Source organism: Acetobacter okinawensis JCM 25146 (assembly GCF_000613865.1).
GTDB classification, from domain to species: domain Bacteria; phylum Pseudomonadota; class Alphaproteobacteria; order Acetobacterales; family Acetobacteraceae; genus Acetobacter; species Acetobacter okinawensis.
This window is the reverse complement of sequence record NZ_BAJU01000008.1, coordinates 23,596-36,747: the sequence shown is the minus strand read 5'-3', so window position 1 is coordinate 36,747 and position 13,152 is coordinate 23,596. Positions and strand designations below refer to the sequence as shown.

The 13,152-nt window shown below is 57.1% G+C and carries 13 protein-coding genes and 1 tRNA gene; 9 read left to right on the top strand and 5 right to left on the bottom strand.

The window, feature by feature from the left end:
• Positions 1-47: 47 nt before the first annotated feature.
• From JCM25146_RS05685 to JCM25146_RS05670, 3 genes are all read left to right on the top strand, one after another.
• Positions 48-137 (top strand) — tRNA-Ser (locus JCM25146_RS05685).
• A 450-nt stretch (positions 138-587) separates the two neighbouring features.
• Positions 588-1,718: a CDP-glycerol glycerophosphotransferase family protein gene (locus tag JCM25146_RS05675; protein ID WP_025826510.1), complete on the top strand. Its 1,131-nt coding sequence runs from the start codon at positions 588-590 to the stop codon at positions 1,716-1,718.
• Positions 1,719-1,793: 75 nt separating this feature from the next.
• Positions 1,794-2,879, top strand: coding sequence for a glycosyltransferase (locus JCM25146_RS05670; protein ID WP_025826508.1), 1,086 nt, complete (start codon positions 1,794-1,796; stop codon positions 2,877-2,879).
• A gap of 58 nt (positions 2,880-2,937) precedes the next feature.
• On the opposite strand, the gene JCM25146_RS20635 is transcribed toward JCM25146_RS05670, so the two are convergent.
• From JCM25146_RS20635 to JCM25146_RS05650, 4 genes are all read right to left on the bottom strand, one after another.
• Positions 2,938-4,026 (bottom strand): glycosyltransferase, encoded by a 1,089-nt coding sequence (locus JCM25146_RS20635; RefSeq protein WP_025826506.1) that lies wholly within the window; start codon positions 4,024-4,026, stop codon positions 2,938-2,940.
• Positions 4,027-4,077: 51 nt separating this feature from the next.
• Positions 4,078-5,139: a glycosyltransferase family 4 protein gene (locus JCM25146_RS05660; protein ID WP_025826504.1), complete on the bottom strand. Its 1,062-nt coding sequence runs from the start codon at positions 5,137-5,139 to the stop codon at positions 4,078-4,080.
• Between the two features lie 152 nt (positions 5,140-5,291).
• On the bottom strand, positions 5,292-5,915 hold the full coding sequence (locus tag JCM25146_RS17520; protein ID WP_025826502.1) for a glycosyltransferase: 624 nt from the start codon (positions 5,913-5,915) through the stop codon (positions 5,292-5,294).
• Positions 5,909-6,424 carry a glycosyltransferase gene (locus JCM25146_RS05650; protein WP_025826500.1) on the bottom strand — a complete coding sequence of 172 codons (516 nt, stop codon included), beginning with the start codon at positions 6,422-6,424 and terminating at the stop codon, positions 5,909-5,911. Before JCM25146_RS05650 ends, JCM25146_RS17520 begins: the two co-directional genes overlap by 7 nt.
• Positions 6,425-6,869: 445 nt before the next feature.
• Between JCM25146_RS05650 and JCM25146_RS05645 the strand changes: the two genes are divergently transcribed.
• From JCM25146_RS05645 to proB, 6 genes are all read left to right on the top strand, one after another.
• Positions 6,870-8,186, top strand: coding sequence for a lipopolysaccharide biosynthesis protein (locus tag JCM25146_RS05645; protein WP_159101958.1), 1,317 nt, complete (start codon positions 6,870-6,872; stop codon positions 8,184-8,186).
• 66 nt (positions 8,187-8,252) lie between these two features.
• Positions 8,253-9,170 (top strand): glucosamine inositolphosphorylceramide transferase family protein, encoded by a 918-nt coding sequence (locus JCM25146_RS05640; protein ID WP_025826496.1) that lies wholly within the window; start codon positions 8,253-8,255, stop codon positions 9,168-9,170.
• 271 nt (positions 9,171-9,441) lie between these two features.
• Positions 9,442-9,756 (top strand): 50S ribosomal protein L21, encoded by a 315-nt coding sequence (gene rplU, locus JCM25146_RS05630; RefSeq protein WP_025826492.1) that lies wholly within the window; start codon positions 9,442-9,444, stop codon positions 9,754-9,756.
• A 49-nt stretch (positions 9,757-9,805) separates the two neighbouring features.
• Positions 9,806-10,075 (top strand): 50S ribosomal protein L27, encoded by a 270-nt coding sequence (gene rpmA, locus JCM25146_RS05625; RefSeq protein WP_025826490.1) that lies wholly within the window; start codon positions 9,806-9,808, stop codon positions 10,073-10,075.
• Between the two features lie 104 nt (positions 10,076-10,179).
• Positions 10,180-11,196, top strand: a complete 1,017-nt coding sequence (obgE, locus tag JCM25146_RS05620; RefSeq protein ID WP_025826488.1) for a GTPase ObgE — start codon at positions 10,180-10,182, stop codon at positions 11,194-11,196.
• A 56-nt stretch (positions 11,197-11,252) separates the two neighbouring features.
• Positions 11,253-12,383, top strand: a complete 1,131-nt coding sequence (gene proB, locus JCM25146_RS05615) for a glutamate 5-kinase (protein ID WP_025826486.1) — start codon at positions 11,253-11,255, stop codon at positions 12,381-12,383.
• On the opposite strand, the gene JCM25146_RS21255 is transcribed toward proB, so the two are convergent.
• Positions 12,266-13,117, bottom strand: a complete 852-nt coding sequence (locus JCM25146_RS21255) for a hypothetical protein (protein ID WP_025826483.1) — start codon at positions 13,115-13,117, stop codon at positions 12,266-12,268. The genes proB and JCM25146_RS21255 overlap by 118 nt on opposite strands.
• Between the last annotated feature and the right edge of the window lie 35 nt (positions 13,118-13,152).

Genomic DNA, 13,152 nt, shown 5'->3' with positions numbered 1-13,152 from the left:
ATCGGCCCTTGCATATTTGAACAAGCACACCTATAAACCGTGCTCACGGAGAGGTGCCAGAGCGGTCGAATGGGGCGGTCTCGAAAACCGTTGTGCGAGCAATCGTACCGAGGGTTCGAATCCCTCCCTCTCCGCCAAAACCAATTCTCAGACATTCTTATAAGCTAGCGCCTGAACTGGAACAGGTGATCGGGGCATCCATCACCACATCTTCGCCCCCGGTATGGAACCCACCTTGTGGCGGCGTAGTCAAAATATGTGTCTGACATCCATATTAAGTGAGCTTTTCCACCTTTATACCAGCCATTCCTCACGCTGTTTGCGTCTTGACGCTGGCAGTTATCTGGCGCAAGTCAGCGGGCGATCTTTTGTTTTTGTTGACGCTGAATGGTATGGGGCCACCTAACATGACATCAATCCCCCGGCACGCTTTGTCCTGAGCGAAGATGCACAACAGCACTTGCCATTCCAGCCTGTACATCCATTTTTTTGACATGACAGATCATCAGGAACGCCTTCAGAACATGACCATGGCCCATCAGGACGTGCTGAAAGAACATTCACCTGAGCAGTCTGCGCCACGCCACATCAAGGTGGTTTTTCTTCTGATCGCCCAGCCACACCAGACGCTGCACTCCCTGCCAATCGCTTTTGAAATGGCAACACGTCACCCCGATGTGGAGGTGCATGTTACCTGCCTGACCAAACGCCATCTGGATTATGTGCGCTCACTCGGCAAGCTCTACCCCTCCGCCAGAGTAGTGTATGAGCTGCTGCCCATCCCGTCATGGCTGACAAAACTGATTGAACGGCACGGCCCCGGCCCGTTTGAAAAAGTGGCCTCCCTGTTTTTTAGCCGGCATTATTTTGACCATTTTCAGGCCATTGTGGTGCCCGAGCGCACATCGCTGTACCTCAAGCGCATGGGCGTTACCAAACCACGCTATATCTGGACAAGGCATGGTGCGGGTGACCGCGCCATAGGGTTTGCCAAAGATATCAAACGGTTCGACTTTGTGCTCCTGTCCGGCAAAAAAGTGGAGGAAAGGCTGCTCGAACGCCGCCTGATCACACCGGGCAACTACTATATGGGCTCCTACGCCAAGTTTGATATTGTTGAGCGGCTGCAAAAAAAACGGTCGCGCCTGTTTGATAACGACAAGCCTATTGTGCTGTATAACCCGCATTTTTCGCGTAACCTCACCTCATGGTATCTGTTTGGTGAGGCGATCTTGAACTATTTTGCCAATCAGGACCGTTACAACCTGATCTGTGCCCCCCATTACCGCCTGTTCAATAGCCACCAAAAACAGGGTAAGGCACTGACCAAACGCTTTGCGCAGTATTCCAACATCCTGATCGATACTGGCAGCACCAGCAGCATAGACATGACCTACACCATGGCTGCGGATCTTTATCTGGGTGATGTCAGCAGTCAGGTTGCTGAATTCCTGATCCGCCCGCGCCCCTGTATTTTTCTGAACGCGCACCACGCTGCGTGGCAGAACAACAAGGATTACCGCTTCTGGACATTGGGGCAGGTCATTGATAACCCCGCGGACCTGAAAAAAGCACTCCCCGTAGCCTTTGCCCGACAAAACGAATTTGTGGCCAAGCAGCGTGCCTACGTGACAGAAACCTTTGAGCATTGTGAGCAGGGCCCCACATCACCTGGTGCAGCGGATGCGATTGTCCGGTTTTTGCAAAAATCCGCCTGAGGTCTGGCTGACCAGCACGGATGACGGGGGCATGCTCCCTCGCCTATTCGGCTGATTTGTGCAAAACTGGCGATAATGAAAATCGCATATGTCATAAACTCCGTGGAAGGCGGCGGCGCGGCCTCGCCAGTTCCAGCCATAACGCAGGTCATGCGTGAGACAGGGCACCATGTGGAAGTATTTGCCCTGACCCGCCGGGACGGACTGGCCGTAGAGCCAATGCACAAGGCAGGCCTGAATGTGCATATCCGCCCCGGCACACGCAAAGACCATGGTCCAGCCCTGTACTGGCTGAACAGACAAATGCGCACCTACCAACCCGATGTCATATGGACATCCCTTAGCCGGGCAACGCTGCTGGGGCAGATTGTGGGGCAATGGCACCATGTGCCGGTTGTAAGCTGGCAGCATTCAGCACGCCTCAAGCCCTTTAATGCCTTTCTGCTCAGGCGTTTCAGGAACAGAAGTGCGCTGTGGGTGGCAGATTCCTCATGCGTGGCGGAGCAGACACGCCAGACACTGAGCGTATCCCCCGAACATCTTGTGCAGTGGCCCATCTTCCGGGCGGATGCGTCTTTCCCCATGGCCACTCCATGGCAGCCGGGAACTACCGTGCGTATTGGCGCACTGGGCCGTCTGCACCCTGTAAAAGGGTATGATATTCTGTGCGCAGCCATTGCCAGACTGCAATCCCTCCCCGACCTGCCGCCATTTGAGGTTTTGATTGCAGGCGAGGGAGAAGAACGCCCCAAGCTGGAAAAACTGATTGCGCGCGACAACCTGCCCGTGCGGATTATAGGGCATGTCAAAAACCCGGCAGGGTTTTTGTCGCAGTTGCACCTTTATGTGCAGCCCTCCCTGTGGGAAGGCTTCTGCCTTGCCGCACACGAGGCCATGCTGGCTGGACTGCCCGTTATTGCCTCCAGAGCAGGGGAAATGCCCTCCACAATCACGCCCCAGACCGGACGTATTGTACCTCCGCAGGATGTGGAGGCCCTGACATCTGCCCTGCACGAACTGCTCCGGCAGCCTGAGCAGCTGGCAGCCATGGGCCAGCGCGCGCGCAGCACTGTGCTCGAGCGTTTTGGCGCGGCCCGTTTTGACCAGACAGGGCGCACCATACTGGCCCGCGTTGAACAGATTGTTAAAGACAGCCGCTAAAAGCGCCGCACAGCCTCCAATGGCAATACGGACCGACTGGCACGGTGCCTGTTACTCTTTACCCGCGACGGGCGTGCAGTTTGCTTTCCACTGCTGCAATATACATCTGTGCACCAACATTGATCCGAAAACGGGCCACACGCTCCCCGACAAGATGGGTAATATCGCGCCCATTCTGCAAAGCCTCAACCAACCCCTCGGCCAGAGCCTTCGGGCTGTTGGGCGGCACGACCTTGCCACAAACACCATCATCAAAAATATCGTACACGGCTGGCGTGCAATCCGTTGTCACGACATAACGCCCGGCTTCCAGCGCTTCCAGCAGAACTGCACCATACCCTTCCCGGCGGGAGGAGAGGACAAAAATGGCGTTCCTGTCCAGATACGGACGTATATTCTGCACATACCCCACCAGCGTTACAGCATCCTCCAGCCCATAGCTGCGTATAAGCTGCTCCAGCGCGGGTCTTTCCTCCCCCTCGCCACAGATGGTCAGTTGGGCCTGTGGCAGCGCGCGCCGCACCAGTGCAAACGCCCGGACCAGATCATCAAACCCTTTTTGTTCAGTCAGCCGCCCTGCGGCAACAACAGACAGGGTTGCAGGGCGCGGTGTAGGAGGAGCCCCAGTTGCGTCCAAGGCAGGCAACGGTATGAGCAGCGTGTCTGTTCTGTGCAAAATGGCGTTGCTCTGGCGCGCACTCATGCGATCCATGGCGACCACAAGGTCACTCCTGCTCAGCAGGTAGCGCATACGCAGGTTGAACAACATCTGTCTGAAGCGTGAGCGACCGGGTTTGTAAATAAGAGAACTGATCTGGGAGACAAGAACAGGACGCGAAGAGACCGGCAGACGGGCCAGCTCATGCGTAACAAGCCAATGGTAATTACCCGGAATATAGCAGAAATCCACAGGGTTTTCGGAAAAATACCGCCGCGCCCTGCGTGCAAGCTGGTACATGCTGCCATAATGGCGTGACAGGACAGGAGACGTGCAGACCACCCTGACACTGTCACAGAGGAGATGACGCATCTCCCCCTGAACGGAGGCACAGAACACTGTTACCGAAAACCCGTTACCAGCCCAGTAATTTGCAAGCCTGATGGCTATGCGCTCCGAGCCACCGAACTTGAAATCGTGAATAACCACACCAATGCTTGACAGTTCCGTACCCCCATACCTTCACCCATGATACCCTGTTTAAACTTTAAGAAGACATCTCCATTTTTCCATAATTTTATCGGGCGAAAACAAATTGGACCGCGCCTTGGCGGCGGTGGAAAAACGCATGCGCATGTCTCGGTCCCCCATCAACTCAATAACAGCATGGGCAAATCCCTCTGCATCATCCTGCGTTACAAGAAAACCTGTTTGACCTGACGCAATAATTTCAGCCGGCCCTGTTTCACAATCAAAGGCGACAATCGGTATTCCTGCGGCCTCCGCTTCCAGCATGACCATGGGCAGCCCCTCATACCGTGATGTGGAAACCAGAATACCAGTGCGCGCATAAACAGCGCTGACATCTTTCCGCGCAGGCAGAAAATCTACATGTACGAGCGATTCAGCCCTGCCTCGTAACTGGTCCAGCTCTGGGCCAGATCCCATGATCTGCAACACCCAGCCCGTAGAACGCCGATCCTCTATAATTTTTTCCCAAGCGGCCAGAAGCCTGTCAAACCCCTTCTGGTGCGTAAGTCGACCAATAGCGACAACATGGCGTGAGTCCGGGTCATATTGCACAGGTGGTAGGGCAGGCACCATGTTGGGAATACAGACCAGTCTGGCTTTTGGGGCCAGTTTCTGACGCCACAAGGCTATGTCCCTGCTGGTCAGGGTTACAATGTCATCCGCCCAGCGTGCCGCTATCCACCGCCCCCAGCGGCGCTTGCGTTTGCCCATATCCACGTTGCAGTTAAAATGTTCCCAGACAACGCAGCGAATACCCGCCAGACGGCAGGCTGCAACACCGTACAGGGCATGCGTACTTTCCACCACCACCAGCACGTCCAGCTTTAAGGCGCGGATCTGCCTGTAACACTGCCAGACCAGACGCCCCCAGTGGCTGAGCATGGGCATATGTCTGGTAAAAAGGGAGACAGTTTGCACTCTGGGGTCTAACCCATACGCAGCGGAGCCTTGTGACCAGAGTTCGATCAAAGATACGCTGGTATGCTCGACCAGCCCATTCATCACAGCGCAGGCGGTCCGTTCTGTCCCGCCCAGACCATTGATGTGCTGAATGAGAAACCCTACGCGCATATCATGCCAACCCTATACGCCCGAACAGCAGGCACCCCGCATAGGATCAAGGCACATGCAGTCATTAAGACTGCGTTTTACTATCACCAAGGAGCGGCATAAACCAATCCCCTTTACACGCGCAGCAGAAATTCACCACACGATCACGCAACCTACCCGGCCCGGCCTCCGGAGCCTGACGCCAGTAGGGAAAGATAATGCTCCCCACCGTGGGCCAGATGGAAAGAGCGCACGGTTTCAGCCAGCCTTTCACACGGCGGAGCTGGCTGGGCCTGCAGGCGCACAATGGCATCCGCCAGAGCACACGGGTCCCCCACTGGCACGGCTTCCCCCACCCATGGGGCCTGCATCAGGTCCTGTAGCGCAGGCGTGCAGCGGGTGCTGACAATCTGCCGCCCTGCAGCCAGAGCCTCCACCAGAACAGCACCATAACTTTCTGCATAAGAAGACAGGACAAACATACGGCACGCATCCAGCCATGGACGGATGCAGGAGACATAACCCGCCAGCACCACGTTCTCGTGTAACCCCAGAGTGCTTATCAGACTTTCAAGCCTTGGGCGTTCCGGTCCCTCGCCACAGATGATCAGGCGCACGGTTGGGCACTGTTTTTTCACAAAGGCGATGGCTTCGATCAGCACATCAAACCCCTTGACCGGCACCAGCCTACCTGCTGCCAGGATGTTCAGATCACCATTCTCTGGCACAGGCACAAGGTCGTGCTCCACCCACACAACGGGCAGGGGAATAACCTTGACCTCCCGGCCCGTCAGCACGGTGCGGGTGTCTTTGGCCAGTTCATGCTAACGGCCACAACATGGTCGCTTGCACGCAGCAAAAACCGCATGCGTACATTATACAGCCACTGCGACAGCGGACTACGCCCCTGCCGGAAGATGGGAGAACTGACCTGCGACACAAGGGTCGGTCTGACCCGTCTGGGCAGTTGAGCCAGACGTCGGGTAATGGGCCAGTGACCATTGCCCGGCACATAACATGCCTGCACGGGATTAGCCCGAAAATGCCGCCGTGCAGCCCAAGCTGTTTTTTTGCCCAGTAACCTGTCCGGGACGGTTGTGGGGACTGATGCGGAATGCACGGCAATTTCCGGGCGAAGCAGATCACGCATTTCCCCCTCACTGCGCCCGACAAACACCGTGACCAGAAAGCCAAGCCCGGACCAGTAATTAGCAAGGCCAATAGCAACACGCTCGCTGCCGCCAAGCCTGAAGTCCCTAAGAACAACCCCTATTTTAAGCAGTTTCTGGCTTGCAAAACGTTCCATTACCGACATCTTTATTATCAGATGGTTTCTAAAATGCCTGTTTGGTCTCAAACATGTGCAATTGATAATTTTTTTATAGAATAACAAAGTGAAAACCTACCTATATTCAGCACATGCCAAGTGCAACATTACTTGGAGAAATTAAATTTATTTTTAATTCTCTCTATTCAACTCATATTTCACAAAATGAAAGGCATAGACACGACATATACAAATGTTTTCCACGATTTTATCAGAAAAACACTGCACCTATACCTAAAGATACAAACATCTGAATTAACCAGAACCCTCATCTTTCAGGTATTTTAGCACAGCATACATGCCACATCAGCAATAAATATGCAGACAGGGCCTTATTTTCCACACACCCCCAATTGGTGTAAAAGCCGCGCTTCAGGCCTTTGATGTGTGAGATTGCATGGACCACAGCCACAATTCTGTTTTTATGCGTATTCTGGGAAATACAGGAATCCTGATCGGCAGCCGTGTGGTCAACGCCGTATGCAGTTTTGTCTATGTTGCATGGGCAGCCCAGACACTGGGGTTGCAGGATTTTGGCGTCATGCTGCTCGTCATTACCTTTGCATCCATGGTGTGTGACATCACACACCTGCAATCGTGGCAGTCCCTTTTGCATTACGGCACCAGTTATTTTGAACAAAAACAGTTTGACCGGTTTTATGATGTGCTCACCTTCTGCATCCGTGCTGATTTTATCAGCGGGCTGGTTGGGGTGCTTACGGGCCTAGGGGGGGTCGCCTTGCTGGGCGGCTCCTTTATGGGGTGGAGCCCGCAGGTCCAGCTTGATGCAGCCTTGTGCATGCTGACCATTTTTTTCATGAACACGGGCTGGTCAACCGGCATGCTGCGGCTGTGCAACCGCTTTAAGCTTGTGCCCGTCTATGAGTTCCTGACAACCTGCGTGCGCACGGGTGGCACCGGTATTGGCTTTATGTACCATTTGGGTATTGGCTACTTTCTACTTGTCTGGTCCTTAACCCAGTTGACCATGTTTGTGTCCTGTAGCTGCGCCGGGATATACTTGGTTAAAAAACAGACAGGGGGCTTTCCCTCCCTTTCCCACATCATTCTGGGCAGGTCAGGCATTACGGGCATATGGCCCTATACGATCAAGACAAGTGTCAATCAGGTTCTGGAATCCTTTTTCTCGCAAGGGGCCACGCTACTGATCGGTGGCAGACTGGGTGCGAGCGAAGCCGCAGTGTACAAAGTGGCGCGCCAGATCAGTAACGGGCTAGCCAAACCCGCGCAGTTGATGATTCCAACACTCTACCCCGAATTCATCCGCCTGAGGGATGCACAGGACTGGCAGGGCATCCGCACCGTTATATTCAAGATATTTGGTCTTATCATTGCATTTTCAGCCCTCTCGCTTGTGCTGACAGCAACAGTTGGCAACCGCCTGTTTTCGTACATGCTGCATGACGTCTGGCCCGGACAGCAGACCATACTCCTGCTGCTTGTGGGCGGCTCCTTGCTGGATATCTGCCTGATCCCGCTGGAGCCATTCCTTGTCATGATCGACAAGGTTTCCATTCTGCTGCGGTGGCGTATTATTGTGATGTGCCTTTATTTTCCGCTGCTTTTTGTGTTCATGGCGTTTGGCGGCATCAAAGGCGCATCGCTGGAGACACTTCTGGCCTCGCTGATGATGTTTGTGGCCTGCGCGCTCCCCGTCCTGCGCCAGCTCAACCACAAGGTCGTCCAGCCCCGGCCCACAGGCCAGACCACGCCGGGCTAGGCAGACTGCGCCGCCCTCCACAAGGTCGCCCCAACACCTGACCCGACAAGCAAGGAACACTCTACCATGGGATTGCGAAAAGACATCTGGCGCGTTGGTATTGTCGACAGCCCCCTGCCCGCCATTCTTGAGCGCGGCACGCTTGAGGGGCTGCCTGTTGTCTGGACCCCTCCCATGCGTAGCTTCTGCTTCCGCGCAGACCCGTTCGGACTATGGCGCGATGGCAGGCTGCATGTGTTCGTGGAGGATTACGACCACCGCGTGCGCGTGGGTTCCATAGATGTCTTTATCTATGACGCGGCATTCAACCTTCAGGACCAGCGCAAGGCGCTCCAGACTCCGTGGCATCTCTCCTACCCTTATGTTTTTGAGGCAGACGGGCAGACATGGATGCTCCCCGAGGCCCACCACTCAGGCAAGCTCACGCTGTATCGGGCCGTCAACTTTCCTGACCAGTGGGAGGAAGCGGCCGTTATCCCCCTTGGGGAAGATATTGCCGTGGATGCAACCCCCTTCTTCCACGACGGGTTGTGGTGGCTGTTCTACACACCCGCCAGACGCCCAGCCGCCCCTGTGGGTGAACTCCACCTTGCCTACGCCCCCAGCCTGCTTGGCCCGTGGCAGCGCCACCCCACCAACCCCGTACGGCTGGACAACGCCAGCACCCGCCCCGGCGGCACCCCCTGTGTGGTCGGCGGCAAGGTTGTGCTGCCCGTGCAGGACTGCACCCACACCTATGGTGGGGCCATCCGCCCCCTGATTTTTGATGAACTGAGCCCACAGAAGGTCATAACCCACGCCGGTGCGGCCATTCGCAGGCCCGCAAGCTACGCCCCTTATACAGAGGGCATGCATACGCTTGCAGCCGCCGGCAACGTGACCCTGATTGATGTGAAATACACCAACCTGTCTGCGCACGGGCTGGGGTTGCAGGCGTGGCGTGAGGTCAAAAAACTGGCCCGCAAAATACCACCGCGGGCCTGAGCATGCAGGTGCAGCAAGGCTATGTCTGGCAGGCAGAGTGTGGCCAATCTGCACGGCGCAGACCGCCAAAACCACCTCACGCGCCCAGAACCGTGGCATGCGCGCAAGTTCGTTGTTGACGTGGCGGCGAGTCTGCCAGTAAAAGCCCCGCTGATCCACGCAGATGGAAGCATGCCGTGCAAAGTCACGGTCAAAGAATAAAAAGCGAGCTGATCTTTCGCCTGTGCCCAAGGTGCCGCGAGGGTCAAGAGATCGGAAAGAGAGACAGTTTATGTTCGCAGTTATCCGCACTGGCGGCAAACAGTACCGGGTTGAGCCCAACATGGTGCTGAAGGTTGAAAAGCTGGAAGTCGAAGCCGGCTCCACCATCACCTTTGATGACGTTCTGGCCGTTGGTGGCGAGAGCGGCACCACCATTGGTGCTCCCACAGTAGCTGGCGCAAAGGTAACGGCCACCGTTATCGCTCAGGACCGCCTCAAGAAGGTCATCATCTTCAAGAAGCGCCGTCGGCAGAACAGCCGCCGCAAAAACGGCCACCGTCAGCCGGTTACCGTTCTGCGCATTCAGGAAATTAACGCCGCCTGATTTCCCCAAGGGGAACAACAGGCCGGTACGACCACGGAGGACTTAGGTCATGGCACAAAAAAAAGCTGGCGGTTCATCCCGTAACGGGCGCGATAGCGCCGGACGCCGCCTTGGTGTAAAAAAGTTTGGTGGCGAGCAGGTTATTGCTGGCAACATCATCATTCGTCAGCGCGGCACAAAGGTTAAGGCTGGCGTTGGCGTTGGTGTTGGCCGCGACCACACACTGTTTGCTCTGGTTGACGGCAGCGTGCGTTTTGAACGCCGTGCAGAAGGCCGCGTCCACGTTTCTGTTGACGCGCTGCCCCTCGCAGCCGAATAAGCAGGCTGGTTTTTCCAGCCTACGTTTTAGCGTAGCTGGAACGCAAAACAGGGCCGGGCCGGAAGGTTCGGCCCTTTTTCGTGTTCCGGGGCGGAAGGTATGTCATGAAATTTCTGGACCAGGCTAAAATCTACGTTCGCTCAGGCGATGGTGGAGATGGGGTGACAGCCTTCCGGCGGGAAAAATACGTCGAATTCGGTGGCCCCGATGGCGGTAACGGCGGCCGTGGGGGCGACATTATATTCGAGGCGGTTCCCAACCTGAACACGCTGATCGATTTTCGCTATACCCAGCATTTCCGCGCCCGCAAGGGGGGGAATGGCGCAGGCTCGGACCGCACGGGGGCTGCCTCTCCCCCCGTTGTCATCAAAGTGCCCATCGGCACCCAGATCATGGATGATGACCGCGAAACCCTGCTGGCTGACCTGGACGAGGCAGGCAAGCGCGTAACCCTGTGCCGTGGGGGCGATGGCGGCTTTGGTAACGCCAACTACAAAAGCAGCACCAACCGCGCCCCCCGCCGCTCCGACAAGGGCTGGCCGGGCGAGGAACGCTGGGTGTGGCTGCGGCTCAAGCTGATTGCAGATGTCGGGCTGGTGGGCCTGCCCAATGCTGGCAAATCCACATTCCTTTCCGTTGTCTCTGCCGCCCGACCAAAAATTGCCGACTACCCCTTTACCACCCTGCACCCCCAACTTGGGGTTGTCCGCCTGTCCATGACCGAAGAATTTGTGGTGGCAGATATTCCCGGTCTGATTGAAGGCGCACATGAAGGCACAGGGCTGGGTGACCGCTTTTTGGGCCACGTGGAACGCTGTGCCGTACTGCTGCACCTGATTGATGGCGCGGCGGGCAATGTGGTGGACACATGGCGCACCATCCGCCACGAACTGGCGGCCTATGGGGGTGGTCTGGCTGAAAAGCCCGAAATTATTGCCCTGAACAAGAACGATGCCATGACCCCGCGTGAGGCATCTGCCCGCCGAGCGGCCCTGCAAAAGGCCAGTGGCGCGCCTGTTCTCCTGATCTCCGCCGCAACACGGCAGGGTGTTCCCGAACTGCTGCGCCTGCTGCAAGATACGGTCACCGCAAAACGACGGGATGCGGACGCCCAATCCTGAGCCAATACCCCACAATGCCATAGCTGGAGGGGGGCATACCCCCAACGGATAAGCCCATGACCACACACAGTACCCGCCCCTCCCTCCTGCGTGCCAAACGGCTGGTTGTCAAAATTGGCAGCGCTCTGGTGGTGGACCCACAAAAAGCGGCCCCACGGCAGGAGTGGCTGGCAAGCGTTGCCGCAGATATAGCTGTTTTGCGCAAGCAGGGTGTTGCTGTCAGTGTTGTCTCCTCCGGGGCTATTGCTCTGGCACGCCACACGCTGGGCCTTACAGGTGGCCCCCTGCGGCTGGCGGAAAAACAGGCCGCGGCAGCCGTGGGCCAGATCAGCCTTGCGCAGGCGTGGAGCCATGCGCTTTCCGCCCACGGACTAACCGCAGCCCAGCTCCTGCTGACCCCCGAAGATACAGAAGACCGCAAGCGCTACCTGAACGCCCGCGCAACGCTGAACACCCTGCTGGAACTAGGGTGTGTGCCGGTCATCAACGAGAACGACACCATTGCCACGGCCGAGATCCGCTTTGGGGATAACGACCGCCTTGCCGCACGCGTGGCGCAGATGACCGATGCCGACCAGCTTGTTCTGCTCTCCGATATTGATGGGCTCTACACAGCCGACCCCCGCACCAACCCCGATGCCCAGCACCTGCCGGTCATTGAGCACCTGACCCCTGAAATAGAAGCCATGGGGGGAGAGCCACCTCCGGGTTATTCCTCTGGTGGCATGCGCACCAAACTGCTGGCGGCCAACATTGCCACGCGCTCGGGTTGCGCCATGGCCATTGCCATAGGCAAACCCCTGCACCCGTTGCAGGCTCTTATGGATGGTGCGCGCTGCTCGTGGTTCCTGCCCCATAGCAACGGGCACACAGGCCGCAAGCAGTGGATTGCAGGAAGCCTGAACCCCACAGGCGAAATCAGGGTGGATGACGGCGCAGCCGAGGCGTTGCGCAAAGGCGGCTCCCTGCTGCCTGCGGGGGTCCTGCATGTGCAGGGTAATTTTACACAGGGTGATCTGGTTGAGGTGGTCGATGCCAGCGGGCGCATTCTTGCCCACGGCCTTGCTGCCTACGATGCGGATGACGCCCGCCGCATAGCAGGCCACCAGTCAAGCGAGACGGCACGCATTCTGGGCTGGCAGGGGCGCGACGAGCTGATCCACCGTGATGACCTTGTCATGGTCTGAGCCAGCCCGCAGGTAGCCAGCAAATACAGACCGGGCCAACAGAGGTCCGGTCTAAACCCCGACAGCCCACGCAAGAGCTTACGGCCTGTTGCGGGATGGAAAATGCAGCACAGGTTCAGCCCGACCTGTATGCGCGTCATAACGCGTTTCGGACACGGAAGGGCGTGTGGGTGACTGCTCGTGTGAAAAATCAGGCCTGTATGCAACCTGATTGGCATCAGCGCTCTCTGGCGGCGCAGAATTTCGGCCCCGCTTTCTGCCTCGGGGGGCTGTTCCTCGTGCCATGGCATACGTCTGGCTGGAGCAGCTTTGTAGGAATCAGGTTCAATGTGCGGAGCGGGTGGTGCATCCAGCCGTGGCTCGTAAGCATCCGAGACCCTTGGCGCACGCAGTTCCGCAAAAACGGGGGTGCTGCGAGGTGGCTGGTTTTTTTCCGCCACGGGGGGGCGTACCTCCTCCACCACGGGAGCATCCGTACGCCGGGCAACAAAGGGGAGCGGACCTTCCGCCGCGCCAGTGGCATATCCGGCGGAAACCCCATTCCCCTGCATGGCGCGTGCACGCAGTTCTGCCTGAAGCTCCTCCAACTGGAGAGAGAGTTCAGACAGCCTGCTTTTGACGCCAAAAACTGCAAACGGCATCATCATAAACGCAAGCCCGAACACAATGCCCACCGCCAGCGCCAGCAACTGGCCCCATAGCGGCACCCATTCGGGAAAAGACAATGTCATCATCAAAAGCCGTCCCGACCTTGTGTTGCGCCTGCGCG

Coding starts and splice junctions, on each gene's coding strand:
- JCM25146_RS05670 (WP_025826508.1), top strand. CDS start 1,794: ATGAAAATCGCATATGTCATAAACTCCGTGGAAGGCGGCGGCGCGGCC.
- JCM25146_RS05660 (WP_025826504.1), bottom strand. CDS start 5,139: ATGCGCGTAGGGTTTCTCATTCAGCACATCAATGGTCTGGGCGGGACA.
- JCM25146_RS05650 (WP_025826500.1), bottom strand. CDS start 6,424: ATGGAACGTTTTGCAAGCCAGAAACTGCTTAAAATAGGGGTTGTTCTT.
- JCM25146_RS05645 (WP_159101958.1), top strand. CDS start 6,870: ATGCGTATTCTGGGAAATACAGGAATCCTGATCGGCAGCCGTGTGGTC.
- JCM25146_RS05640 (WP_025826496.1), top strand. CDS start 8,253: ATGGGATTGCGAAAAGACATCTGGCGCGTTGGTATTGTCGACAGCCCC.
- rplU (WP_025826492.1), top strand. CDS start 9,442: ATGTTCGCAGTTATCCGCACTGGCGGCAAACAGTACCGGGTTGAGCCC.
- rpmA (WP_025826490.1), top strand. CDS start 9,806: ATGGCACAAAAAAAAGCTGGCGGTTCATCCCGTAACGGGCGCGATAGC.
- obgE (WP_025826488.1), top strand. CDS start 10,180: ATGAAATTTCTGGACCAGGCTAAAATCTACGTTCGCTCAGGCGATGGT.
- proB (WP_025826486.1), top strand. CDS start 11,253: ATGACCACACACAGTACCCGCCCCTCCCTCCTGCGTGCCAAACGGCTG.
- JCM25146_RS21255 (WP_025826483.1), bottom strand. CDS start 13,117: ATGATGACATTGTCTTTTCCCGAATGGGTGCCGCTATGGGGCCAGTTG.